We start from the raw sequence: 22,002 nt of genomic DNA, 5'->3' as shown, positions 1-22,002 counted from the left end.
CCACTCCGACGCCCGTGACCACGGCGGATCGACGACGGGCAGCCCAATCGAGCAGCCGTCCCATCAGCCCTGACCCGCCGTCGCGCAGTTCTCGTTGCTCGCCGGGCCGGTCGAACCACCGCGGCTCACGGTGACGGTGATGCAGACCTCGTCACCCGGGTCGGCGGGGGTGGCGACGAACCGGTCGGCGGACTGCTGGCTCGTCTGCCCGCCAGTCGAAATGATGTAGGTGTCACCTGCCCGCAGCCCCGGATCGCTCCAGGTGAAGACCACCGAGGACCCGTCGCTCGACGACGCGACGTCGGCCACCCGGGGAATGTCGGTCGACGTCGAGCGGACGAGCACGAGCGTCGCCGCGGCCGCCAGGCCGATGCCCACGACGGACACCGCCACGAGGACCCAGGTCATGACGAGCACGGACCGACGTCGCGCCGGGCGCGTTCCCGTGCTGCGGGGCACCGCGCGGCTCTGTTGCGACGAACCGCCGTGCTGCGCCTGGACCTGGGCCTCGGTCGCCCGACGTCGGCGACGACGCCGGGAGGCCTGCACCGGGGTCACCCCTCGGAGGCGCGTCTTGTCCTCGAGGTCTGCCACGGTCGCGAGGGCCCAGTCGTCGACGGCCACCTCGATGGGCGTCTGCACGACGCCGATCTCGCTCTCGACCTGCTGGAGCTCGCGCACGAACTCGAGGACGCTGGCCTGGCGGTTCTCGGGGCGACGCGACATGGACCGCGCGAGCAGTCGCTCGAGCGTGGGCGGGACGTCCGTCCGACCGGTGGGCACGAGCTTGGCCTTGTCGATGCGACCGATGAGGTCGGAGGCGCCGTTCTTGTCACCGCCGAGGACCTCGAACGGGCTCCGGCCCGCGAGCAACGAATACACCGTCGCGCCGAGCGACCACACCTCGGACTCGATCGTGCCGTTCGTCTCGTCGAGCAAGACCTCGGGCGCCGACCACGGGATCGACATGCCGACGACCTCTTGCGGCTCGCTCTCGCTGAGCGACGCGGCGATGCCGAAGTCGGACAGCACCGGATGGCCGTAGGCCGTCATGAGGATGTTCGACGGTTTGAGGTCGCGGTGGAGGACACCCTGCCGGTGGGCCGTCTCGACCGCGCTGCCGATCTTGACGCCGATGCGCAGCACGTCCGCGACGGGGATGCGGTCGCGCCGGTACCGCTCGCTCAGCGACGAGGAGCAGAGTTCCATGACCAGGTAGGGGCGGCCGTCGGCCGAGACGCTGGCCTGGAACACCGTGAGGATCGACGGATGTGCGCTGAGCTGGGCCATGAGGTTCGCCTCGGCCTGGAACATCTGTCGGACCTGGTCGTTCACGACCTCGCTGAGCATGACCTTCACCGCGACCTGCCGGCGCGGCATGTTCTGTTCGTAGAGGAACACGTCGGCGAAGCCGCCCGACCCCAGCACGCGCACGTGTGAGAATCCCGGCAGCACGGGGGGCGCTGAAGGCAGTCGTCGAGCCACGTCGCCTCCTCTGGGGATCGATGCCGGGTCGGCTGGGTGGAGCTGGTCGGCGTCGGTCCGACCGCTGCCATTCTACGTGGGAGCCCCTGACGCCCGAGAGGCCCGTGGGCCCCCCTGTGGACAGGCCGACTCCCCCCACTTCGGGGGCCGGGTCGTCCGCGGATGCGTGTCGCGCCTAGTCGGCGTCCGGCGTCTCGACGCCGCGGACGTCCACGACGAGAGCCGTCACGTTGTCGCGCCCGCCCGCCTCGACGGCGGCCTCCACGAGGGCCGTCGCCGCCTGCTCGGCACCCTCGACACCGCCCAGCACCTCGGCGATCCGGTCCGCCGACAGCTCTTTGGTGAGGCCGTCCGAGCAGACCAGGAGGCGCAGGCCGGGCCGGGCGGGGACCCGCCAGTAATCCGGTCGCGGATCGACGTCGAACCCGACCGCCCGGGTGATGACGTTGCTGTCGGGGTGCTTCTCGGCGTCGTCCGCGTGCAGGAGCCCGGCGTCGACCATCTCCTGGACGACGGAGTGGTCGACGGTGACCTGGCGCAGGCGGCCGTCCTCGAACATGTACACACGCGAGTCACCCACGTTGAAGACCGTGAAGTCGACCTCGGCGCCGTCTGCTTCGCGGGACAGGAACGCCCCGGTGGCCGTCGTGCCGACCCCGAGCTCGGTGTCGGCCGCCGCGACGGCGATGTCCTCGGTGGCGACGCGCAGAGCCGTCTCGACGTCGTCCGTCGTGGCGAACGGTCGGGACGCGATCTCGCTCATGCGGCGCACGACCGCGTCGCTGGCCACGTCGCCGGCGCTGTGTCCGCCCATGCCGTCCGCGACGACGAAGAGCGGGGCCGCGGCGAGGTAGCTGTCCTCGTTGTGGGCTCGGCGACGACCCACGTCGGTCACCCCCGCCCAGTCGAAGGTGAGCCCCGGGCCGTCGAGGCCGAGGGCGTGGGCGGTCGTGGGGCGGCCGAGCTCTGTCACAGGAGGGGTTCTTTCGTCGGGATGATGCGCTGGGGAGGCAGGATCTCGAGAAGGTTCCCGTCACCTACGTCCACTATCGTGCCTGCACGCGCGACGAGCGACTCGCCTTGCCGCAGAACCACGGGAACGCGTCCGGGCTCGGTCACCCGGGTCCCGTTCGTCGAACGCAGGTCGGTGACCACGACGATGCCTCCTTGCTGGCGCACGTCGACGTGGGCGCCCGAGACCTCGTGGCGGGGAGACGGCACCGTCACCAGCCGTGGGACGGGCCCCGACCCGAGGCGCGGACCGGCGGGCCGGCGCCCGACCACGACGGGCGAGTCGAGCAGCAGGTCCTGCCCGGCCACCCTCACCCCGTGGAGGCGCGGGGCGGGACGGGCGGACGCGTTCGGCTCTCGGCCCGTCGGCGCGGGCACCGGAGGGGACGCTCGGAGGACCGTGTCGTCCGCGTCCGCGGGGCCCGAGGGACGGGCGCGACGGCCGACGACGGTGTCGTCGATGCCGTGGAGTTCGTGCCACGGGTCTGGACGATGTTCGGCGGGCATCTCGTTCCTCTCACCGGGGGCCGTGGTGCGCGTCGGCGACCACGACCTCCACGCTAGCGCGCGGCGCGACCCACACCTCGTCGGAGTAGCGCCGCACGACGTCTCCTCCCCACGCTCGGCGGGATGCCATCGACGCACATCGGCGCCGGACACCCTCAATCGGCCCGGACACTCGCCCTAGCGTGACGCCATGACCGACCTCGTCCTCGTGCCCCCGCTGCCGCCCGGCCGAGCCGGCGACGACGAACCGCCGGGACTGGTCCGGCTCGACTCCCCCGTCGGACGCATCGAGATCGTCAGCCGGCATTTCGCCGTCGAGGGCCTGGCGATCGAGCGCGACGGTGTGCTGCCCCACGACGATCACCCCGAACGGCCCGACAGCCTCCTCGACGCCGCCCGACGACAGGTCGACGGCTACTTCGAGGGGGTGCGCACCCGCTTCGACCTACCGTTCCGGCTGGTGGGTTCGAGCTTCCAGCGCTCGGTCTGGTCCGCTCTGCTCGAGGTCGAGTGGGGTCGGGCCACGACCTACGGACGGCTCGGCGGGACGTTCGGCAACCCCCGGGCGGGTCGAGCCGTCGGCGGAGCCGTCGCGACGAACCCGCTCCCTCTGCTCGTCCCCTGCCATCGCGTGCTCGGCCGGACGGGCGGCGTCACCGGATACACCGTCGGCGAGGGGGTCGAGACGAAGAAGTGGCTCCTGCGGCACGAGGGCATCGCGTTCCGAGACGGTCCTGTGCCGCTCGACTGAGCCGGGACCGGTCGTTCGCCCGACGATCAGACCGAGGCCGCGAGGACAGACTCGGCAACGAGGACCGTCTCGTCCCCTGGCTCGAGCACGAAGCCCCGACCGTGGGCCCAGTGCGTCAGATCGCCGATGTCGCGCAGTTCGGGGCGATCCGTCAGGAGCGCCCGGACGAACAACCCCTTGCTCTTCTTGTTGAAGTGGTTGAGGGCCCGACGCCGGTCGCCCGCATCCGAGACGACCCTGACGTACGTCGATCGGGGCCCCGTCGGCCCGAGACCGACGTATCCCTCCGATCGCAGGTCGACGACGAGTTCGTCGACGCCGGCCAGCACCTCGGACACCGGTCCGCGCCAGAGCTTCTTCAACGTCGTCCCAGGCACTTTGGAGTCGTGCGACAGCCGATAGGCCGGGATCTCGTCACCGGCCCGGAGCAACCCGAACAGGGCCGAGTGCACCACCACGTGTCGGTGGGCCCAGTTCCACGCGTCGTCACCGAGCAGCCCCACATCGAGGGGGTCGAAGAGGACGCCCGTGTAGCGCGCCAGAGCGGGCATCGTGGGCGACACGGTCACCTGCTGGTTGCGCTCGACCTCGTGAGCCTGGGTGGGTCCGAGCTTGAGGGCGACGGCGGCGGCCGAGACGTCTGCCGACATCTCGTCGAGCAGAGCCAAGGAGGCGCGGCGTGGGCCCTCGAGTTCGTCGAACGACAGTGCCGCCACGTCGAGCCGTGAACCGACGCTGCCCCCGTCGAGTTTGGTCTCGGACGGGGGCAGCAGGAACAGCATCGAACTCGGTGGTGCGGACAGCTGGTGATCAGTTGAGTTGCGCGTTGCGCGCGACGACCGTCACGGTGTCGTTCTCGACGGAGAGGAAGCCGTCGTTAGCGGTCGCCTCGACGGTGGTGCCGTCGGACAACCGGACCCTGACCTGGCCTGAGGCCAGGATGGCGAGGATCGGCTCGTGACCGGGAAGGATTCCGATCTCACCCTCGGCGGTGCGAGCGACGATCGACGACGCCTCACCCGACCACACCTCGTGATCGGCCGAGACGACGCTGACAGTGAGAGCAGCCACGATCAGCCGTTCTCCTTCTGGATCTGAGCCCACTTCTCTTCGACGTCCGAGATGGAACCGACGTTGAAGAAGGCCTGCGTGGCGACGTGGTCGAACTCGCCGTCGGCGATCGCGGTGAAGGACTCGATGGTGTCCTTCAGCGGGACGGTCGATCCCTCGACACCGGTGAACTTCTTCGCCATGTACGTGTTCTGCGAGAGGAACTGCTGGATGCGACGGGCACGCGACACCGTGATCTTGTCCTCTTCGGACAGCTCGTCGACACCGAGGATGGCGATGATCTCTTGCAGCTCTTTGTTCTTCTGCAGGATGGCCTTGACCCGGATGGCCGTGTCGTAGTGCGCCTGGCCCAGGTAACGGGGGTCGAGGATGCGGCTGGTCGAGGTCAGCGGGTCGATCGCGGGGTAGAGACCCTGCGACGCGATCTCGCGCGACAGCTCGGTGGTCGCGTCGAGGTGCGCGAAGGTCGTCGCGGGGGCCGGATCGGTGTAGTCGTCGGCCGGCACGTAGATCGCCTGCAGCGAGGTGATCGAGTGACCACGCGTCGAGGTGATGCGCTCCTGGAGGACGCCCATCTCGTCGGCGAGGTTGGGCTGGTAACCCACGGCAGAAGGCATGCGACCGAGCAGGGTCGAGACCTCGGAACCGGCCTGCGTGAAGCGGAAGATGTTGTCGATGAAGAGCAACACGTCCTGCTTCTGCACGTCACGGAAGTACTCGGCCATGGTGAGGGCCGAGAGCGCGACGCGGAGACGGGTTCCCGGCGGCTCGTCCATCTGGCCGAAGACCAAGGCGGTCTTGTCGAACACGCCCGCCTCGTCCATCTCGGCGATGAGGTCGTTGCCCTCACGGGTACGCTCGCCGACACCGGCGAACACCGACACACCACCGTGGTCCTGTGCGACGCGCTGGATCATCTCTTGGATGAGGACGGTCTTGCCGACGCCCGCACCACCGAAGAGGCCGATCTTGCCACCCTGCACGTAGGGCGTCAGGAGGTCGATGGACTTGATGCCCGTCTCGAACAGCTGCGTCTTCGACTCGAGCTGGTCGAACTTCGGGGGCTTGCGGTGGATCGGCCAACGCTCGGTGATCTCGACGGTCTCGTCACCCTCGAGGTTGAGGATCTCGCCCGTGACGCTGAAGACCTTGCCCTTGGTGACGTCGCCGACGGGCACGGAGATGGGGGCGCCGGTGTCGATGACCTCTTGCCCGCGGACGATGCCGTCGGTGGGCTTGAGGGCGATGGCACGAACGAGGTCGTCACCGAGGTGTTGGGCCACCTCGAGCGTGATCTGCGTGGTCGTGTCACCGATGGTGATCTTGGTGGTCAGCGCGTTGTAGACGCCGGGGATGGCATCGTGCGGGAACTCGATGTCGACGACGGGGCCCGTGACCCGGGCGATGCGCCCGACGCCGGGAGCCGACTCGGTCGCGACCGGTGCGGTTGCGGTGTCAGTCATGGCTTCTCTCTCTTCGGATGATGATGCTGTGGTGCAGAGCTCTACTTGGCCGACCCGAGGGCGTCTGCGCCGCCCACGATCTCGGAGATCTGCTGCGTGATCTCGGCCTGACGCGCGTTGTTGGCCAGACGGGTGAAGTCGCGGATGAGGGTGTCGGCGTTGTCGCTGGCAGCCTTCATGGCCTTCTGACGGGCGGCGTGCTCGGAGGCGGCCGACTGCAGCATGGCGTTGAAGATGCGGCTCTCGATGTACACCGGCAACAGAGCGTCGAGCACCTCGGTCGGATCGGGTTCGAAGTCGTACAGCGGCAGGACCTCGTCCTCACCAGGCTCTTCGATGCCCTCGACGACCTCGAGGGGAAGCAGACGGACGACCTCGGGGACCTGGCTGACCATGTTCACGAAACGGTTGTAGACGATGTGGATCTCGTCCACGCCACCTTCGGCCGCTTCGGTGAGGAACTTGGACACGACCGCGTCGCCGATCTCTTTCGCCGTGGCGAACTCGGGCTGATCGGTGTTGCCGGTCCACACCTGCTCGGCGTCACGACGTCGGAAGGCGAAGTATCCCTGGGCCTTGCGACCCACGAGGTAGTAGACGACCTCTTTGCCCTGGCTCCGCAACAGCTGTGCGAGCTGTTCGCTCTCTTTCAACGTGTTCGAGCTGAACGCGCCGTTGAGACCGCGGTCGGACGTGAACACGACGATCGCGGCACGCTCGACCGTCTCGGGCTCGGTGGTCAGCACGTGGTCGACGTCCGAGAACGTCGCCACGGCCGACACCGCGCGTGTGATGGCTCGCGAGTACGGCCCGGAGGCTTTCATCCGGGCCTGCGCCTTCTGGATGCGCGAGGCCGAGATGAGCTCCATCGCGCGAGTGACCTTCTTGGTCGTCTGCGCAGAGCGGATCCTCTGCCGGTAGACCCGGAGTTGGGCTCCCATTACTCTCCTGTTGTCTCGTCAGTCGTGAACGTCGAACGGGCGCGTCAGCGCTTCGTCTTGACGATCTTCTCCTGGTTGACGTCGTCGGCGTCGGTGGCCTCGAACTCTTCGCGTCCCACGGAGGCGAGGGGCTTGCCCTCACCGGTCTGGAACTCCTGCTTGAACGAGTCGATGCCGCTCTCGAGAGCTGCGACGATCTCGTCCGACAGGACGTTCTTCTCCCGGAGGTCGGACAGCACGGACGTGTTGCGGCCCATGTAGTCGAGCAGCTCTCGCTCGAAACGCAGGATGTCGGGCACGGGGACCTCGTCGAGCTTGCCGTTGGTGCCGGCCCAGATCGAGACGACCTGGTCCTCGACCGGGTACGGCGAGTACTGCGGCTGCTTGAGGAGCTCGGTCAGACGAGCACCCCGTGCGAGCTGTCGACGGCTCGCCGCGTCGAGGTCGGACGCGAACATCGCGAACGCCTCGAGCGAGCGGTACTGGGCGAGTTCGAGCTTCAGCGTGCCCGAGACCTTCTTGATCGACTTGACCTGAGCGTCACCGCCGACGCGGGACACCGAGATGCCGACATCGACCGCGGGACGCTGGTTGGCGTTGAAGAGGTCGGACTGCAGGAAGATCTGGCCGTCGGTGATCGAGATGACGTTGGTCGGGATGTACGCCGACACGTCGTTGGCCTTGGTCTCGATGATGGGGAGACCCGTCATGGAACCGGCACCCAACTCGTCGGACAGCTTGGCGCAACGCTCGAGGAGACGCGAGTGCAGGTAGAAGACGTCTCCGGGGTACGCCTCACGTCCCGGCGGGCGACGCAGGAGGAGCGAGACGGCACGGTAGGCCTCGGCCTGCTTCGACAGGTCGTCGAAGATGATGAGGACGTGCTTGCCGCTGTACATCCAGTGCTGACCGATGGCCGAACCGGTGTACGGGGCGAGGTACTTGAAGCCGGCGGGGTCCGAGGCGGGAGCCGCGACGATCGTCGTGTACTCCATCGCTCCGGCCTCTTCGAGGGCACCCTTGACCGAGGCGATCGTCGAGCCCTTCTGGCCGATGGCGACGTAGATGCAGCGAACCTGCTTGTTCTCGTCGCCGGACTCCCAGTTGGCCTTCTGGTTGATGATGGTGTCGATCGCGATGGCCGTCTTGCCGGTCTGGCGGTCACCGATGATGAGCTGACGCTGGCCACGGCCGACGGGGATCATGGCGTCGATCGCCTTGATGCCGGTCTGCATGGGCTCGTGGACCGACTTGCGCTGCATGACACCAGGAGCCTGCAGCTCGAGGGCGCGGCGACCTTCGGTGGCGATGTCGCCGAGACCGTCGATGGGAGCACCCAACGGGTCGACGACGCGACCCAGGTAGCCGTCACCGACGGGGACGGACAGGACCTCACCCGTGCGGGTGACCTCCATGCCCTCTTCGATGCCGGAGAACTCGCCGAGCACGATGGCGCCGATCTCGTCCTCGTCGAGGTTCTGGGCCAGACCCTGCGTGCCGTCCGCGAAGCGGATGAGCTCGTTGGCCATGACGCCGGGGAGACCCTCGACGTGCGCGATGCCGTCGGCTGCGTCCGTGACGTGGCCGACCTCGGTGGTCGAGGCCTTCGACGGGTCGTACGACGAGACGAAGTCCTTCAGCGCGTCGCGAATCTCATCCGGGCTGATCTTGATGTCTGCCATTGTGATTCCTATTCGTAGCGAGGCTTCGGGAGGCCTCGAGTCTGTGTGTGAGAGCGTGACTAGCCGGCGAGCTGCAGGCGGAGCAGGCTGAGCTTGGTCGCGACGGTGCCGTCGATGACCTCGTCGCCCACCTGGACCCGGAGACCGCCGACGACGGCGGGATCGATGACCTGGTTGATGCGCAGGCTACGCCCGAACTGCTTGGCCAAGCCGTGCTGCAGTCGAGTGACGTGGGCATCGTCGAGGCGGACGGCGCTCGTGACGGTGGCGACGAGCTGGTCGGACTGGTCGGCGACGATGTCGGCCGCGTGACGCAGGAGCTCACCGATCCGACGCCCACGAGGCTGCTGCACCAGGTGCACGACGATGACGACGGTCTGGCGACTGGCCTTGCCTCCCAGCAGACGCTCGACGAGGTCCGCCTTGGAGGCGGGGTCGCCCAGCTTGGAGCCGATGGCCAATTCGAGCTGGGCATCGGTGCGGACGGCCGCGTCGAACGCGAACAGCTCGTTCTCGATGCTGCTGTCGGCCGGGGTGGTCGTCGCGATCGCCCGGAAGGCGACCTCTTCGATGCCGGCGAGCAGGTCGTCGGACGAGGACCAGCGGCTGCCGACGACCGACACGAGCACGGCTCGCGTCGACTCGGAGAACGACCCGAAGAGCCGGTCGAGCAGCTGCTTCTTCGTCGCCACGTCGACAGCGGGGTCGGCGAGATACGACTGCAGCTGAACGGAGCCGCCGATGACCCGACCGGCGTCGAGCAACTGCTCGCCGGTCGTCAGGTCGACCGACCCGCCGAGGTCGGACAAGACCGACCGCGCCGAACCGAGTGCTTCTCGGGACATGGAACCCATCGTCAGTGGCCCGCCTTAGCGTTCTCGTCCGCCTCGAGCTCGGCCAGGAAGCGGTCGACCACGGCCGAGGCCTTGGCATCGTCGCTCAGCGACTCACCGATGACGCCGGAGGCGAGGTCGATGGCCAGCGATCCGACTTCGGACCGGAGCGACGCCACGGCGGCCTGCCGCTCGGCCTCGATCTGCGCGTGGGCGGAGGCGGTGATGCGGTCGGCATCGGCCTGCGCCTGCTGCTTGAGCTCGGCGATGATCTCGTTGCCCTCGGCGCGCGCAGCCTCACGGATGCGAGCGGCCTCGGCACGAGCGTCGGCCAGCTGCTTCTTGTATTCGTCGAGGGCCTTGGCAGCCTCGGCCTGTGCGGCCTCGGCGTGCTTGATGCCACCTTCGATGCGCTCGGCACGCTCGTCGAGGATCTTGCGGAACTTGGGGATCGCGAAGAGCCCGAAGAACGCGGCGATGACCACGAAGACGACCAAGGACCAGAGGATGTCGTAACCAGCGGGGAAGAAGATGGCGGCGCCCTGGGGCGCACCACCCTCGGCCGCGAGGATCGTCTCGATCATCGGTGTGTCGTCCTAACTGATCAGGAGAAGATGAAGCCGGCGGCGAGGCCGATGAAGCCCAGCAGCTCGGTGAACGCGATGCCGAGGAACATCGTGACCTGCAGGCGGCCGGCCAGCTCGGGCTGGCGGGCCATGGCCTCGACGGTCTTGCCCGCGACGATGCCGATGCCGATGCCGGGGCCGATCGCAGCGAGGCCGTAGCCGACGGTCGCGATGTTGCCGTTGATCTCAGCGAGGATCGTGGTGGTGTCCACTTGTGTTTCCTTCCGGTTGGGCGATGCACGTCGGATGACGTGCTTCGTCTGTATTTAGTGTTCTTTCGCCGCGGCCTGTTGGATGTAGACCGAGGCGAGGAGCGTGAAGACGTAGGCCTGCAGCACGGCGACGGCCATCTCGACGATGGTCATCACGAAGCCACCGATGAGGGTGAGAGCACCGAAGGCCATGAAGCCCCCGCTCATGCTGAAGAAGAAGAAGTGCGTCGCCGCGAAGCAGAGCACCAGCAAGAGGTGGCCGACCATCATGTTCAACAGGAGTCGGAGGGCCAGGGAGATCGGCCGCACGATGAAGATGTTGATGAACTCGATGGGCGTCAAGAGGATGTACATGACCCACGGCACACCGGGCGGGAAGAGGGCGTTGCGCAGGAACGTCGCGCCGCCGGCCTCACGGAAACCCGCGTAGATGAACATGATGTACGCCACGACCGCCAACAGCAGGGGCATGGCGATGACCGACGTGCCCGCAATGTTGAGGCCGGGGATGATGCCCGTGATGTTCATGGCGAAGATGCCGAAGAACATGGCGGCCAGCAACGGCAGGTATTTGCGTCCGAGCTTCTCGCCGAGGATCTCCTCGACGATCTGGATGCGGACGAAGTCGAGGCCCAGCTCTGCGATGCTCTGCCCGCGGGACGGGATGAGCCGCCCCTTGCGCAGGGCCAGCCAGAACAGCAGCAACATGACCGCGATCGCGAAGAGGCGGACCAGCATGATGCGGTTCAGCTCGAAGGGGGTGCCCTCGAAGAAGATGGCGGGAGGGAAGAACTCGTCAAGAGTCGGGGCGTGGAATCCCCCGTCCCCGTGGCCGGCTTCGGCAGCGGAGAGCAGGTTCACAGCGTTCGCTATCAGCGCTATCTCCTGTGTCGGGGCGAGCACCCTGAAGTGTCGCGACGATTGGTGGGGTTTGTCATCCGTGCACGCTGGAGACGCGGCCGGGGAACGTCGTCAACCCTATCAAGGTAATGGGAGCTTCCACGAATCGGTCGAGGTATTTTCACCGTGTGCACGCATGGTCGTCAGTCCTGCGGAGCGGGGGGCAGCGCGGCGTCGCTCACGTACGACAGGCGCCCCCGGACGACCACGAGGGCGTCGACGGCCAGCGTGCCGATGATCGAGACGACGAGGGCCAGGAAGAGCACCACGTCGTTCACGAACGGCTGGTCGCGCAACGCGACCAGCAACACGATGAAGATGACCAGCTTGAGCAACCAGGCGCCCATCACGATTCCGAAGAACGCCCCGAGCGTGAAACGGATCGCCACCAGCATGCTCGCGGCCGTGATCGCCGCGAAGAGGATCGCGAGCCCCACCCCGACGAGGGCGCTCCACAGGCCGTCGGTGCCGGCGAAGAAGTAACCGAGCCCCCCTCCGACGACGGCGATGACGAGGGCGAGCACGCCCGTGTACTTCAGGATCTGGGTGAAGATCGAGCTGGCGTTCATGCGGGGTCCTTCGGGTTCGTCAGTTCGGGCACCACGGCCTTGGCCGCGGTGTCGGTGTCGTGCGGGTCGAGGACGTCCGCGGCGGCGTCGAGCGGGTCGAACCGGTCCGACTCCGTCGTCGACAGGTCACCCGTGCGGGTCGTCTGGACCGCGATCTCGACCTTCTTGCGCCGGCTGAGTGGAGACAACGTGGCAGCCGTGCAGGCGACCAGGCCGACACCGAGGAACACGGCGACCAGGTAGGTCGGTTTCACGAAGAGGAACATCAATCCCCCGACGGCCGCCACGAGGGTCCAGGCGTAGAAGATCAGGACGGCTTGGAAGTGGGAGTGACCCATGTCGAGCAGGCGGTGGTGCAGGTGCTTGCGATCGGCCGTGAACGGGGACTTGCCGGCGCTCAGTCGCCGGAGGACGGCCAGGCCGAAGTCGAGCAACGGCACGACGAGGATCGCGAAGGGCAGGATGATCGGGATGAAGGCGGGCAGCAGGGCCGTCCGGGAGATCCCGGCCGGGTCGATCTGCCCGGTGACCGAGATCGCGCTCGTCGCCATGACGAGGCCGGTGAGCAGCGCACCCGCGTCGCCCATGAAGAGCTTGGCCGGGTGCCAGTTCAGCGGCAGGAAGCCGAGACAGGCCCCGATCAGCACGGCCGAGAGCAGGGCCGCGAGGTTGAAGTACTCCGTCTGGCCGATGGTGATCGAGATGACGAAGCTGTAGACGAAGAAGACGCCGTTGGCGATGATGGCGACCCCGGCGACGAGGCCGTCGAGACCGTCGATGAAGTTCACGGCGTTCATCACGAGGACGATCGTCAGGACCGTGAGCACGAGGGACATGTACGGCGAGCCGATGGCCAGGCTGCCCCCGATGGGCAGCGAGACGAGTTGCACGCCCTGCCAGGCGAGTACGCCGGCGGCGATGATCTGACCCGCCAGCTTGGTCATCCAGTCGAGGTCGTACAGGTCGTCGACGACTCCGATGACGACGATGATCGTGGCGGCGCCGATGATGGCCAACGGGGGCCCTGCGTCGGCGAAGACGAGACGGAAGTAGTCGACTCCCGAGATCAGCGGGAAGACGAACCACGCCGCGAGGAGCGCGACGACGATGCCGGCCCACATCGCGATGCCCCCGAGTCGTGGCGTCGGCGTCTGGTGGACGTCACGCTCGCGGATCTTGGGATAGAGGCGGTACTTGAGGCCCACCCGCCACACCACGACGGACAGCACGAAGCTGACCGCCGCCGAGATCGCCAGCGCGAGGAGGTAGTACCTCACGCGAGGGCGTCGACCCCGACGACGCGGATGATGTCGGCGTCGGACAGGACGCCGTGGCGCACGATGCGCAGCACCCCGTCGGCACCGCCCGTGGCATCGACGATCGTCGACCCCGTGTTGGCGCCGGGCCGGTGTTCGTACGTCGTGCCCGCGGCGCCGTCGTCGAGGTAGACCGACACCGAGTCGCCGAGCATGCGGCGCGCGTCGCCCGCCGACTCGGCCGCGGGGCGGCCGGTGAGGTTCGCACTCGACACCGCGAGGGGGCCGGTCTCTTCGAGCAACTCGAGGGCGATGCGGTGACTCGGCACGCGCAGGGCGACGGTGCCGCGCGTCTCGCCGAGATCCCAGCTGAGCGACGCCTGCGCGCGGAAGATGACCGTGAGCGGGCCGGGCCAGAACTCGTCGAGCAGCGGACGGACGACCTCGGGCACTCGGTCGGTGAGCGCGGCGAGGGTCTCTTGCCCCTTGATCAACACCGGAGGCGGTGACTGACGGCCTCGGCCCTTGGCGTCGAGCAGGCGCTGCACGGCGGTCGGATCGAACGCGTCGGCCGCGACGCCGTACACGGTGTCGGTCGGCAGGACGACGAGCTCGCCTCGCCCGACGGCACCGCGCGCCATGCGCATGCCGGCGAGCAGTTCGGAGTCGACGGAGCAGTCGTGAAAAGTGGCCATGACCTGACGATGATAGTGCGACGGACCGGGAGAACCCGGTCAGCGCACCGCCGTCGTGGCCCGGTCGCGACCGGTGAGGTCGGGGTGCGTGGCCGGGGAGCGCCATCCGTCGGCCGTCAGGAGGTCGCGGATCGCGCCTCCTTGGAGCTCGCCGTGCTCGATGACGAGCGCTCCCCCGGGGCGTAGCAGCCGTCGGGCGGTGAGGGACAGAGCCCGGACGAGGTCGAGGCCGTCCTCGCCGCCGTACAGGGCGAGGGCAGGATCGTGGAGGCGCACCTCGGGGTCGCGCGGGACCATGCCGACGGGCACGTACGGCGGGTTCGACACCACGACCGAGACCGTGGCATCGAGTTCGGGCACGGCGTCGGTGAGGTCGCCCTCGACGAGTCGCACGTTGTCGACACCCACCGCGGCGATGTTGCGACGCGTCCACACCGCCGCGTCGGGAGAGAGCTCGACGGCGACGACGGTGGCCGTCGGCACCTCGGAAGCCATCGCCAACGCGAGGGCCCCGCTGCCGGTTCCGAGATCGACGGCGACGGGCGACGAGTCCGGAACGGCACGGAGAGCGTCGATCGCGAGCTGGGCGACGCCTTCGGTCTCGGGCCGGGGGACGAAGACGCCGGGCCCCACGTGCAGCTCGAGGTGCCGGAAGGACGCCCACCCCGTGATGTGCTGCAGGGGCTCGCGGGAGGCACGGCGCGTGATCGCGGCGACCAGCGCCTCCTGCTCGTCCGTCGTCAAGGGCGACGCGGTGACGGCCCTCGCCCGGACGACTCCCCTGGCCAGGCCCGTGACGTGGGCGAGCAGGAGTTCGGCGTCGACGTCGGGCGACGGCACCCCGGCGTCGGCGAGGACGGCCGACGCGACCCGGAGGCCGGCGTCGACCGTCGTCACGCCCTCGAAGGCCGTGGCGATCGCGTCGCTCACGACGCGGTGTCGCCGATCTCGGCGAGACGCGCTTCTTCGTCGGCCTGGATGCACGAGTCGACCACCGGGCCGAGCGCACCGTCCATGACCGCGTCGAGGTTGTACGCCTTGTAGCCGGTGCGGTGGTCGGCGATGCGGTTCTCGGGGAAGTTGTAGGTGCGGATGCGCTCCGACCGGTCCATGCCCCGGATCTGGCTCTTGCGGGCGTCCGACGCGATGGCCGCCTGCTCTTCTTGCTGACGGGCCAGGATGCGGGCCCGCAGGACGCGCATGCCGGCCTCGCGGTTCTGCAGCTGGCTCTTCTCGTTCTGCATCGCGACCACGATGCCCGTGGGCAGGTGGGTGATGCGGACGGCGGAGTCGGTCGTGTTGACCGACTGGCCGCCAGGGCCGCTCGACCGGTAGACGTCGATCTTGAGGTCGTTCTGGCTGATGTCGACCTCTTCGGGCTCGTCGACCTCGGGGAACACGAGCACGCCCGTGGTCGAGGTGTGGATGCGCCCCTGCGACTCGGTCGCCGGCACCCGCTGGACGCGGTGAACACCGCCCTCGTACTTGAGGTGGGCCCAGACGCCCTGGGACGGGTCGGACGCGTTCGACTTGAGCGCCACCTGCACGTTCTTGTAGCCGCCGAGGTCGGAGTCGTCGCTCGCGATCATCTCGGACTTCCAGCCCTTCGACTCGGCGTAGTGCAGGTACATGCGCAGCAGGTCGGCCGCGAACAGGGCGCTCTCGGCCCCGCCCTCGCCGCCCTTGATCTCCATGATCACGTCGCGCCCGTCGTCCGGGTCGCGCGGGATCAGGAGGCGCCGCAGGCGTTCCTGGGACTCGTCGAGCGCCTGCTCGAGGCCGGGGACCTCGTCGGCGAACGCCTCGTCCTCTTTCGCGAGTTCACGGGCGGCCTCGAGGTCCTCACCCGCCTGCTGCCACGCCGAGTGGGCAGCCACGATGCGGCTGAGCTCGGCGTAGCGGCGGTTGATCTTCTTGGCGCGTGCGGCGTCGGCGTGGACGGCCGGGTCGCTGAGCTGCGTCTGCAGGTCGTCGTGCTCGGCCAGCAGCACGGCCACCGACTCGAACACGCTCAGTGCTCCTTGTGGCCGGAGTCGTGTCCGTTCGAGGCGGGGACCGACTTCTGGACCTGGACGAGGAACTCGACGTTCGACTGCGTCTCGCGCAGGTTGCGCAGGACGATCTCGAGGGCCTGCTGCTGGTCGAGTCCGGCCAGGGCCCGGCGCAGGCGCCAGGTGATCTTGACCTCGTCGGGGCTGAGCAGCATCTCTTCACGACGCGTGCCCGAGGCGTTGACGTCCACGGCGGGGAAGATGCGCTTGTCGGCCAGGTGGCGCGACAGGCGGAGCTCCATGTTGCCGGTGCCCTTGAACTCCTCGAAGATGACCTCGTCCATCTTCGAACCGGTCTCGACGAGAGCGGTCGCGAGGATGGTCAGCGAACCACCGTTCTCGATGTTGCGCGCCGCGCCGAAGAAGCGCTTCGGCGGGTAGAGGGCCGACGAGTCGACGCCACCCGAGAGGATGCGGCCCGAAGCGGGTGCGGCCAGGTTGTACGCACGACCGAGACGCGTGATCGAGTCGAGCAGCACGACGACGTCGTGGCCCAGCTCGACGAGGCGCTTGGCGCGCTCGATGGCCAGCTCGGCGACCGTCGTGTGGTCTTCGGCGGGGCGGTCGAAGGTCGAGGCGATGACCTCGCCCTTGACCGTGCGCTGCATGTCGGTGACCTCTTCGGGGCGCTCGTCGACGAGCACGACCATGAGGTGCACCTCGGGGTTGTTGATCGCGATGGCGTTGGCGATCGACTGCAGCACGAGGGTCTTGCCCGCCTTGGGCGGCGAGACGATGAGGCCGCGCTGCCCCTTGCCGATCGGCGACACGAGGTCGATGATGCGGGTCGAGAGCTTCTGGGGCTCGGTCTCGAGTCGGAGGCGCTCCTGCGGGTAGAGCGGGGTCAGCTTGCTGAACTCGACGCGCTTGGCCGCCTCGTCGACGGGCTGGCCGTTGATCGAGTCGATCCGCACGATCGCGTTGTACTTCTGGCGCCCCTGGCCCTGGTCGCCCTCGCGGGGCTGACGGATGGCACCGACGACCGCGTCGCCCTTGCGCAGGTGGTACTTCTTGACCTGGCCGAGCGAGACGTAGACGTCGCTCGCACCGGGCAGGTAGCCCGTGGTGCGCACGAAGGCGTAGTTCTCGAGGACGTCGAGGATGCCCGCGACGGGAATGAGGACGTCGTCCTCGCCGATCTCGGGTTCGACGTCGTCGTTCTGGCCACCACGGCCACGCTTGCGGTCACGCTGACGGCCACGGCCCTGTCGGCCGCCCTCGTCGTTCTGACCGCCGGACTGGGGGCCGTTGCCGGACTGCTCACCGCGGGCGGCGTCGTTCTTCTCGCCGGCCTCACGCTGGGCCTGCTGCTCGGCGCGTTGCTCGTCGCCGCGCTGCTGGCCGTTCTGCTGCTGGCCGTTCTGCTGCTGGCCGCCGCGCTGCTGGCCGTTCTGCGGAGCGTCGGCCTTCTGGGCACCGTTCTGCTGGCCACCGTTCTGGTCGGCCTGGGCCTGCTGCTGACCGCCCTTGCCACGGTTGCGGTTGCGGCTCCGACGGCCACCACCCTGCTGGCCACCGGTCTGCTGGTCTCCGCCCTGCTGGTCCGTCTGGGCCTGGTCGGTCTGGGCCTGCGGGTCGGAGCCCACCTCGTCGGCGGAGGCGGACGGGGCCGTCTCGGTGGAGGTCGACTCGTCGGCGGCCGGGGTCTCGACCGAGGCGCCGGGCTGCGCGGCGTCGGCGGCGACGGACGCGTCGGAGGCGCGGCGCGAGCCACGACGGCGCGACGGACGTTCGGAGGCGGCGACCGGCTCGGCCGGGGCCTGCTCGGTCGAACCCTGTTCGGTCGAACCCTGTTCGGTCGAACCCTGCTCGGCGGTGGGGGCGCCGACGGTGGCGGCTTCGGTGGCGGGCACCTCGACGAGAGGGGCGACACCGGTGTCGCCGGCGTTCACGTGCTCGCCGGCGGCACGGGACTCGGGAGCCCCGGCGGCGGACGTGGCACGACGCGAGCCGCGGCGGGCGCGGGTCGGTGCCTCGGCGGGCGGGGTGGCCGCCTCGACCGTGGCGGCCTCGGTGCCTTCGGCCACGGCGGTCTCGACCGAGGCCGGGACGCCGGCGTCGACGACACCGTCGAGCGTCGGCTGGGGGGCGACCTCGACCGCGGCCCCCTCGCCCTGCTTCGCCGCGATGGCGGCCACGAGGTCGCCCTTGCGCAGCTTCGAGATGCCGCTGATGCCCAGCGACGAGGCGAGGGCCTGCAGCTGGGGCAGGCGCATGGCGGTGAGTTCGGGCGTGGACGGCGCAGCGGCGCCGTTCTGGACGTCAGTCACGAGTGATGGGTTCCTTTCGCTCCCCCGCGTTGATCGGCGGGGCAGAGCTGGTCACACCTCGTGGCCTCGGACCTGCACTGATCGGGTTCGCCCCGAGGGGCTGACCCTGTGCCGGCTCTGCCCTGAACGAGCAGCTGCCCGGGATGAGCAGGAGGCCTGGGAGGTGCGGTGCGCGCCGACCAGATCGGCAGACGAGCACTGCTAGATGTGCACTACGGGATGTGCGACCCGGGGACTCGAAGACTTGTGACCCCACGCGGTAGCCCCCACGAAGAACGGCGGGGACGAAGCTAGATGCCCAGGAAATCTGAGTTTTCTACCGGGTGCGGCACCACTGTAGCACCTTTGAGATCGACGGCCAGCATCAACGGACGCCACGCGGAGACGGCGTGTTCGCGCACCAGTTCGGCGGCGAACAGGCGCTGGGCCGGGTCGCTGCCGAGCACCAGGAGCGAGGGACCGGCCCCGGAGACGACGGCCGCGAGCCCGGCGTCGCGGAGCATGCGGATGAGGGCGTCGGTCTCGGGCATGGCGCTGGCGCGGTAGCTCTGGTGCAGGCGGTCCTCGGTGGCAGCGAGCAGCAACTCGGGACTCTGCACGAGCGCCGCCACCAGCAGCGCCGACCGCGACACGTTGAACGTGGCGTCCTCGTGCGGCACGGAGGCGGGCTGCAGGCTGCGGGCGAGTTTGGTCGAGAGGGTCGACTCGGGGACGAACACCACGGGCGAGACGCCGCGGTGCACGAGCAGGCGCTTGTGCGACGGGCCGTGCGAGTTCATCCAGGCGATCGTGAGGCCGCCGAACAGCGCCGGCGCCACGTTGTCGGGGTGCCCCTCCATGTCGGTCGCCAGGGCGAGCAACGCCGCCGAGTCGAGCTCGACCGTGCCCTCGAGGAGCCCCTTCGCGGCCATGATGCCCGAGACGATCGCGGCCGCGGAGGACCCGAGTCCCCGGCCGTGCGGGATGGCGTTGCGAGCCCGGAGGCGCAGGCCGGGCAAGGGGACGTCGACCGACGCGAAGGCCGCCGCGACGGCCTGCACGACGAGGTTCGACCCGTCGGTGGGCACCTGACCGGCCCCGACGCCCGTGACCTCGACCGAGACGCCGGGCTCGTCGGTCGCCGTGACCTCGAGCTCGTCGTAGAGCGAGAGCGCGAGGCCCAGCGTGTCGAAGCCGGGGCCGAGGTTGGCCGAGGTCGCGGGGACCTTGACCAGCACCGAACGCCCGACGACCCCGGAGGTCATGCAGAGGCCGGTGCGAGACCGAGCACCTCGGCCACCCGGGCCGTGTCGCTCGCTACCACTGTCGGCTGCACGTCGCTGCCGTCGGAGCGACGCAGGGCCCACTGGGGGTCCTTCAGGCCGTGGCCGGTGACGGTGAGCACCACGGTGGCACCGGCGGGGATGACCCCGGCGTCCGCGCGCTCGAGCAGACCCGCCACGCTGATGGCCGACGCGGGCTCGACGAACACGCCGACCTCGGCCGAGAGGATCTTCTGCGCGGCGAGGATGGCCTCGTCGGTGATGGCGCCGAACCAGCCGTCGGTCAGGTCGCGCGCCTCGAGGGCGAGCTGCCACGAGGCGGGGTTGCCGATGCGGATCGCGCTGGCGATGGTCTCGGGGGCCTTGACGACCTCGCCCGCGACGATCGGCGCCGAGCCGGCGGCCTGGAAGCCGAACATGCGCGGCAGCTTGGTTGCGCGACCGATCTCGAGGTCCTCGCGGTAGCCACGCGTGTAGGCGGTGTAGTTGCCGGCGTTGCCGACCGGGATGAAGTGGAAGTCGGGGGCGTCGCCGAGCACGTCGACGACCTCGAAGGCACCGGTCTTCTGGCCCTCGATGCGGTCGTTGTTGACCGAGTTGACGAGGTGCACCGGGTAGTTGGCGGCGAGGTCGCGCGCGATGTCGAGGCAGTCGTCGAAGTTGCCCTGGATCTGCAGCAGCTGACCGTCGTGTGCGACGGCCTGGCTCAGCTTGCCCATGGCGATCTTGCCCTCGGGCACGAGCACGGCGGCGGTGATGCCGGCGTGGGCGGCGTAGGCCGCAGCCGAGGCCGACGTGTTGCCGGTCGACGCACAGATGACGGCCTTGGCACCGTGCTCGACGGCCTTCGAGATCGCCATCGTCATGCCACGGTCCTTGAAGGAACCGGTCGGGTTCATGCCCTCGTACTTGACGTAGACCTTGGCGCCCGTGCGGTTCGACAGCGCCGGAGCCGGGATGAGCGGCGTGCCGCCCTCGCCCAGCGTGACGATCGGGGTGGCGTCGGTGACGTCGAGACGGTCGGCGTATTCGCGCAGGACACCCTGCCACTGGTGGGCCATCAGGCTCCTTCGACTCTCAGCACGCTCGTGACGGAGTTCACGACCGTGGCGTTCTTCAGGGCGGTCACCGTCGCGGCGAGGTCGGACTCGCGCGCCCGGTGGGTGCCGATGATCAGCGTAGCGGTGGCCACGGCGTCACCCTCGACCGTGACGCCCGGCGTCGCACCCGACGTCTGCTCGACGCTGTGGACGCTCACGCCGTGGTCGCTGAGCACCCCGGCGACCTCGGCGAGCACGCCCGGCTGGTCCGCCACGTCGAGCGCGATCTGGTACCGGGTCGACACGCGGCCGATCGGCAGGACGGGCAGGTTCGCGTGGGTGGACTCGGCGACGCCGGGGCCTCCGATGACGTGCCGTCGAGCGGCCGAGACGAGGTCGCCCAGCACGGCGGACGCCGTCTCGACTCCCCCGGCGCCGGCGCCGTAGAACATGAGGTCGCCGGCCGATTCCGCCTCGACGAAGACGGCGTTCTTGGCTCCGTGCACGGCCGCGAGCGGGTGGCTCAGCGGCACGAGCGCCGGGTACACGCGGGCGCTGACGCCCTCGACTCCCTCGTCGTCGACCAGGCGTTCGCAGATGGCGAGGATCTTCACGACGTACCCGGCCTTGCGCGCGGCGACCACCTGGTCGTGCGTGACCGAGGTGATGCCCTCGCGGTGCACGGCGGCGAGGGGAACGGCCGTGTGGAAGGCGAGGCTGGCCAGGATGGCGGCCTTCTGCGCCGCGTCGTAGCCCTCGATGTCGGCCGTGGGGTCGGCCTCGGCGTACCCCAGGGCCGTGGCCGTCGCCAGGGCGTCCTCGAGGCTCGAGCCGTCGGTGTCCATGCGGTCGAGGATGAAGTTGGTCGTGCCGTTGACGATGCCCATGATGCGCTGGACGCGGTCGCCGGCGAGGCTGTCGCGCAACGGGCGGATGATCGGGATGGCCCCGGCCACGGCGGCCTCGTAGTAGACCTGCGCGCCGACCTGCTCGGCCGCGTCGAAGAGTTCGGTGCCGTGGCTCGCGAGCAGGGCCTTGTTGCCCGTGATGACGTCGGCCCCCGAGTTGAGCGCCTGCAGCACGTAGCTGCGGGCCGGCTCGAGTCCGCCGATCAGCTCGACGACGATGTCGGCACCGACGATGAGCGACTCGACGTCGGTCGTGAACAGCTCGCGCGGCAGGTCGACGTCGCGCGGCGCGTCGACGTCGCGCACGCCGATGCCGACGAGCTCGAGTCCGGCCCCCGCGCGCCCGGCGAAGTCGTCGCCCTGCTCGAGCAGCAGCCGCGCCACCTGCGACCCCACCGAGCCGGCGCCCAGCAGGGCGACCCTCACGTTGCGGTATTCGATCATGTCAGTCCGTTCTCGGGTGCTTCGT

The 22,002-nt window shown here is 69.2% G+C and carries 22 protein-coding genes; 1 reads left to right on the top strand and 21 read right to left on the bottom strand.

Annotation, left to right across the window (positions count from 1 at the left end; genetic code table 11):
- Positions 1-63: 63 nt before the first annotated feature.
- The 3 genes from IFT88_RS08395 to IFT88_RS08385 form a co-directional block, all read right to left on the bottom strand.
- Positions 64-1,485 (bottom strand): serine/threonine-protein kinase, encoded by a 1,422-nt coding sequence (locus IFT88_RS08395; RefSeq protein WP_056226036.1) that lies wholly within the window; start codon positions 1,483-1,485, stop codon positions 64-66.
- A 175-nt stretch (positions 1,486-1,660) separates the two neighbouring features.
- Positions 1,661-2,458 (bottom strand): PP2C family protein-serine/threonine phosphatase, encoded by a 798-nt coding sequence (locus IFT88_RS08390; protein WP_043594520.1) that lies wholly within the window; start codon positions 2,456-2,458, stop codon positions 1,661-1,663.
- Positions 2,455-3,003 carry an FHA domain-containing protein gene (locus tag IFT88_RS08385; protein ID WP_043594518.1) on the bottom strand — a complete coding sequence of 183 codons (549 nt, stop codon included), beginning with the start codon at positions 3,001-3,003 and terminating at the stop codon, positions 2,455-2,457. Before IFT88_RS08385 ends, IFT88_RS08390 begins: the two co-directional genes overlap by 4 nt.
- A 190-nt stretch (positions 3,004-3,193) precedes the next feature.
- On the opposite strand from IFT88_RS08385, the gene IFT88_RS08380 reads away from it, so the two are divergent.
- Entirely contained in the window at positions 3,194-3,754 is a 561-nt protein-coding gene (locus IFT88_RS08380) for a methylated-DNA--[protein]-cysteine S-methyltransferase (RefSeq protein WP_082059908.1), read from the top strand.
- A gap of 26 nt (positions 3,755-3,780) precedes the next feature.
- On the opposite strand, the gene IFT88_RS08375 is transcribed toward IFT88_RS08380, so the two are convergent.
- The 18 genes from IFT88_RS08375 to IFT88_RS08290 all read right to left on the bottom strand — a co-directional run bounded on the left by IFT88_RS08375 (position 3,781) and on the right by IFT88_RS08290 (position 21,977).
- A complete protein-coding gene (locus IFT88_RS08375; protein WP_056226030.1) occupies positions 3,781-4,536 on the bottom strand; it encodes a YaaA family protein in 756 nt (251 codons plus the stop codon).
- Positions 4,537-4,564: 28 nt separating this feature from the next.
- Positions 4,565-4,825 (bottom strand): F0F1 ATP synthase subunit epsilon, encoded by a 261-nt coding sequence (locus IFT88_RS08370; RefSeq protein WP_192119961.1) that lies wholly within the window; start codon positions 4,823-4,825, stop codon positions 4,565-4,567.
- Between the two features lie 2 nt (positions 4,826-4,827).
- Positions 4,828-6,288 carry a F0F1 ATP synthase subunit beta gene (gene atpD, locus IFT88_RS08365; protein ID WP_043594513.1) on the bottom strand — a complete coding sequence of 487 codons (1,461 nt, stop codon included), beginning with the start codon at positions 6,286-6,288 and terminating at the stop codon, positions 4,828-4,830.
- A gap of 41 nt (positions 6,289-6,329) precedes the next feature.
- Positions 6,330-7,229: a F0F1 ATP synthase subunit gamma gene (locus tag IFT88_RS08360; RefSeq protein ID WP_043594511.1), complete on the bottom strand. Its 900-nt coding sequence runs from the start codon at positions 7,227-7,229 to the stop codon at positions 6,330-6,332.
- A 44-nt stretch (positions 7,230-7,273) separates the two neighbouring features.
- Positions 7,274-8,911, bottom strand: a complete 1,638-nt coding sequence (gene atpA, locus IFT88_RS08355) for a F0F1 ATP synthase subunit alpha (RefSeq protein WP_043594509.1) — start codon at positions 8,909-8,911, stop codon at positions 7,274-7,276.
- Between the two features lie 59 nt (positions 8,912-8,970).
- Entirely contained in the window at positions 8,971-9,765 is a 795-nt protein-coding gene (locus IFT88_RS08350) for a F0F1 ATP synthase subunit delta (protein ID WP_043594508.1), read from the bottom strand.
- 2 nt (positions 9,766-9,767) lie between these two features.
- Entirely contained in the window at positions 9,768-10,328 is a 561-nt protein-coding gene (locus IFT88_RS08345; RefSeq protein ID WP_192119959.1) for a F0F1 ATP synthase subunit B, read from the bottom strand.
- 20 nt (positions 10,329-10,348) lie between these two features.
- Positions 10,349-10,582, bottom strand: coding sequence for an ATP synthase F0 subunit C (gene atpE, locus IFT88_RS08340; protein WP_043594505.1), 234 nt, complete (start codon positions 10,580-10,582; stop codon positions 10,349-10,351).
- A 54-nt stretch (positions 10,583-10,636) separates the two neighbouring features.
- Positions 10,637-11,443: a F0F1 ATP synthase subunit A gene (atpB, locus tag IFT88_RS08335; protein ID WP_043594504.1), complete on the bottom strand. Its 807-nt coding sequence runs from the start codon at positions 11,441-11,443 to the stop codon at positions 10,637-10,639.
- A gap of 182 nt (positions 11,444-11,625) precedes the next feature.
- Entirely contained in the window at positions 11,626-12,051 is a 426-nt protein-coding gene (locus tag IFT88_RS08330; protein WP_043594502.1) for a hypothetical protein, read from the bottom strand.
- Positions 12,048-13,328 (bottom strand): MraY family glycosyltransferase, encoded by a 1,281-nt coding sequence (locus IFT88_RS08325; RefSeq protein ID WP_043594501.1) that lies wholly within the window; start codon positions 13,326-13,328, stop codon positions 12,048-12,050. Before IFT88_RS08325 ends, IFT88_RS08330 begins: the two co-directional genes overlap by 4 nt.
- Complete coding sequence (locus tag IFT88_RS08320; protein ID WP_043594499.1) at positions 13,325-14,002, bottom strand: L-threonylcarbamoyladenylate synthase; 678 nt, start codon at positions 14,000-14,002, stop codon at positions 13,325-13,327. Before IFT88_RS08320 ends, IFT88_RS08325 begins: the two co-directional genes overlap by 4 nt.
- A gap of 39 nt (positions 14,003-14,041) precedes the next feature.
- Positions 14,042-14,932, bottom strand: a complete 891-nt coding sequence (gene prmC, locus IFT88_RS17110; RefSeq protein ID WP_446718825.1) for a peptide chain release factor N(5)-glutamine methyltransferase — start codon at positions 14,930-14,932, stop codon at positions 14,042-14,044.
- On the bottom strand, positions 14,929-16,011 hold the full coding sequence (prfA, locus tag IFT88_RS17105; RefSeq protein ID WP_192119957.1) for a peptide chain release factor 1: 1,083 nt from the start codon (positions 16,009-16,011) through the stop codon (positions 14,929-14,931). The genes prmC and prfA overlap by 4 nt, the downstream gene beginning before the upstream one ends.
- Positions 16,012-16,013: 2 nt before the next feature.
- Positions 16,014-18,269, bottom strand: coding sequence for a transcription termination factor Rho (gene rho / locus IFT88_RS08305; protein WP_213016675.1), 2,256 nt, complete (start codon positions 18,267-18,269; stop codon positions 16,014-16,016).
- Between the two features lie 344 nt (positions 18,270-18,613).
- The gene (thrB, locus tag IFT88_RS08300; protein WP_192119953.1) at positions 18,614-19,567 is read right to left on the bottom strand and encodes a homoserine kinase; all 954 of its coding nucleotides are present in this window, start codon (positions 19,565-19,567) and stop codon (positions 18,614-18,616) included.
- Positions 19,564-20,646 carry a threonine synthase gene (gene thrC, locus IFT88_RS08295; protein ID WP_056226012.1) on the bottom strand — a complete coding sequence of 361 codons (1,083 nt, stop codon included), beginning with the start codon at positions 20,644-20,646 and terminating at the stop codon, positions 19,564-19,566. Before thrC ends, thrB begins: the two co-directional genes overlap by 4 nt.
- Complete coding sequence (locus IFT88_RS08290; protein WP_192119951.1) at positions 20,646-21,977, bottom strand: homoserine dehydrogenase; 1,332 nt, start codon at positions 21,975-21,977, stop codon at positions 20,646-20,648. The genes thrC and IFT88_RS08290 overlap by 1 nt, the downstream gene beginning before the upstream one ends.
- Positions 21,978-22,002: the final 25 nt, after the last annotated feature.

Origin of the sequence: Frigoribacterium sp. CFBP 8751 (genome assembly GCF_014841545.1) — a bacterium.
GTDB lineage: Bacteria > Actinomycetota > Actinomycetes > Actinomycetales > Microbacteriaceae > Frigoribacterium.
This window is presented reverse-complemented; position numbering and strand designations above follow the sequence as displayed.

Excerpts from the sequence above, each read along its gene's own strand:
- IFT88_RS08375 (WP_056226030.1), bottom strand. The coding sequence starts at position 4,536 with ATGCTGTTCCTGCTGCCCCCGTCCGAGACCAAACTCGACGGGGGCAGC.
- atpD (WP_043594513.1), bottom strand. The coding sequence starts at position 6,288 with ATGACTGACACCGCAACCGCACCGGTCGCGACCGAGTCGGCTCCCGGC.
- IFT88_RS08385 (WP_043594518.1), bottom strand. The coding sequence starts at position 3,003 with ATGCCCGCCGAACATCGTCCAGACCCGTGGCACGAACTCCACGGCATC.
- thrB (WP_192119953.1), bottom strand. The coding sequence starts at position 19,567 with ATGACCTCCGGGGTCGTCGGGCGTTCGGTGCTGGTCAAGGTCCCCGCG.
- IFT88_RS08330 (WP_043594502.1), bottom strand. The coding sequence starts at position 12,051 with ATGAACGCCAGCTCGATCTTCACCCAGATCCTGAAGTACACGGGCGTG.
- IFT88_RS08320 (WP_043594499.1), bottom strand. The coding sequence starts at position 14,002 with ATGGCCACTTTTCACGACTGCTCCGTCGACTCCGAACTGCTCGCCGGC.
- thrC (WP_056226012.1), bottom strand. The coding sequence starts at position 20,646 with ATGGCCCACCAGTGGCAGGGTGTCCTGCGCGAATACGCCGACCGTCTC.
- IFT88_RS08380 (WP_082059908.1), top strand. The coding sequence starts at position 3,194 with ATGACCGACCTCGTCCTCGTGCCCCCGCTGCCGCCCGGCCGAGCCGGC.
- IFT88_RS08360 (WP_043594511.1), bottom strand. The coding sequence starts at position 7,229 with ATGGGAGCCCAACTCCGGGTCTACCGGCAGAGGATCCGCTCTGCGCAG.
- IFT88_RS08345 (WP_192119959.1), bottom strand. The coding sequence starts at position 10,328 with ATGATCGAGACGATCCTCGCGGCCGAGGGTGGTGCGCCCCAGGGCGCC.
- rho (WP_213016675.1), bottom strand. The coding sequence starts at position 18,269 with ATGCGCCTGCCCCAGCTGCAGGCCCTCGCCTCGTCGCTGGGCATCAGC.
- atpA (WP_043594509.1), bottom strand. The coding sequence starts at position 8,911 with ATGGCAGACATCAAGATCAGCCCGGATGAGATTCGCGACGCGCTGAAG.
- IFT88_RS08290 (WP_192119951.1), bottom strand. The coding sequence starts at position 21,977 with ATGATCGAATACCGCAACGTGAGGGTCGCCCTGCTGGGCGCCGGCTCG.
- IFT88_RS08350 (WP_043594508.1), bottom strand. The coding sequence starts at position 9,765 with ATGGGTTCCATGTCCCGAGAAGCACTCGGTTCGGCGCGGTCGGTCTTG.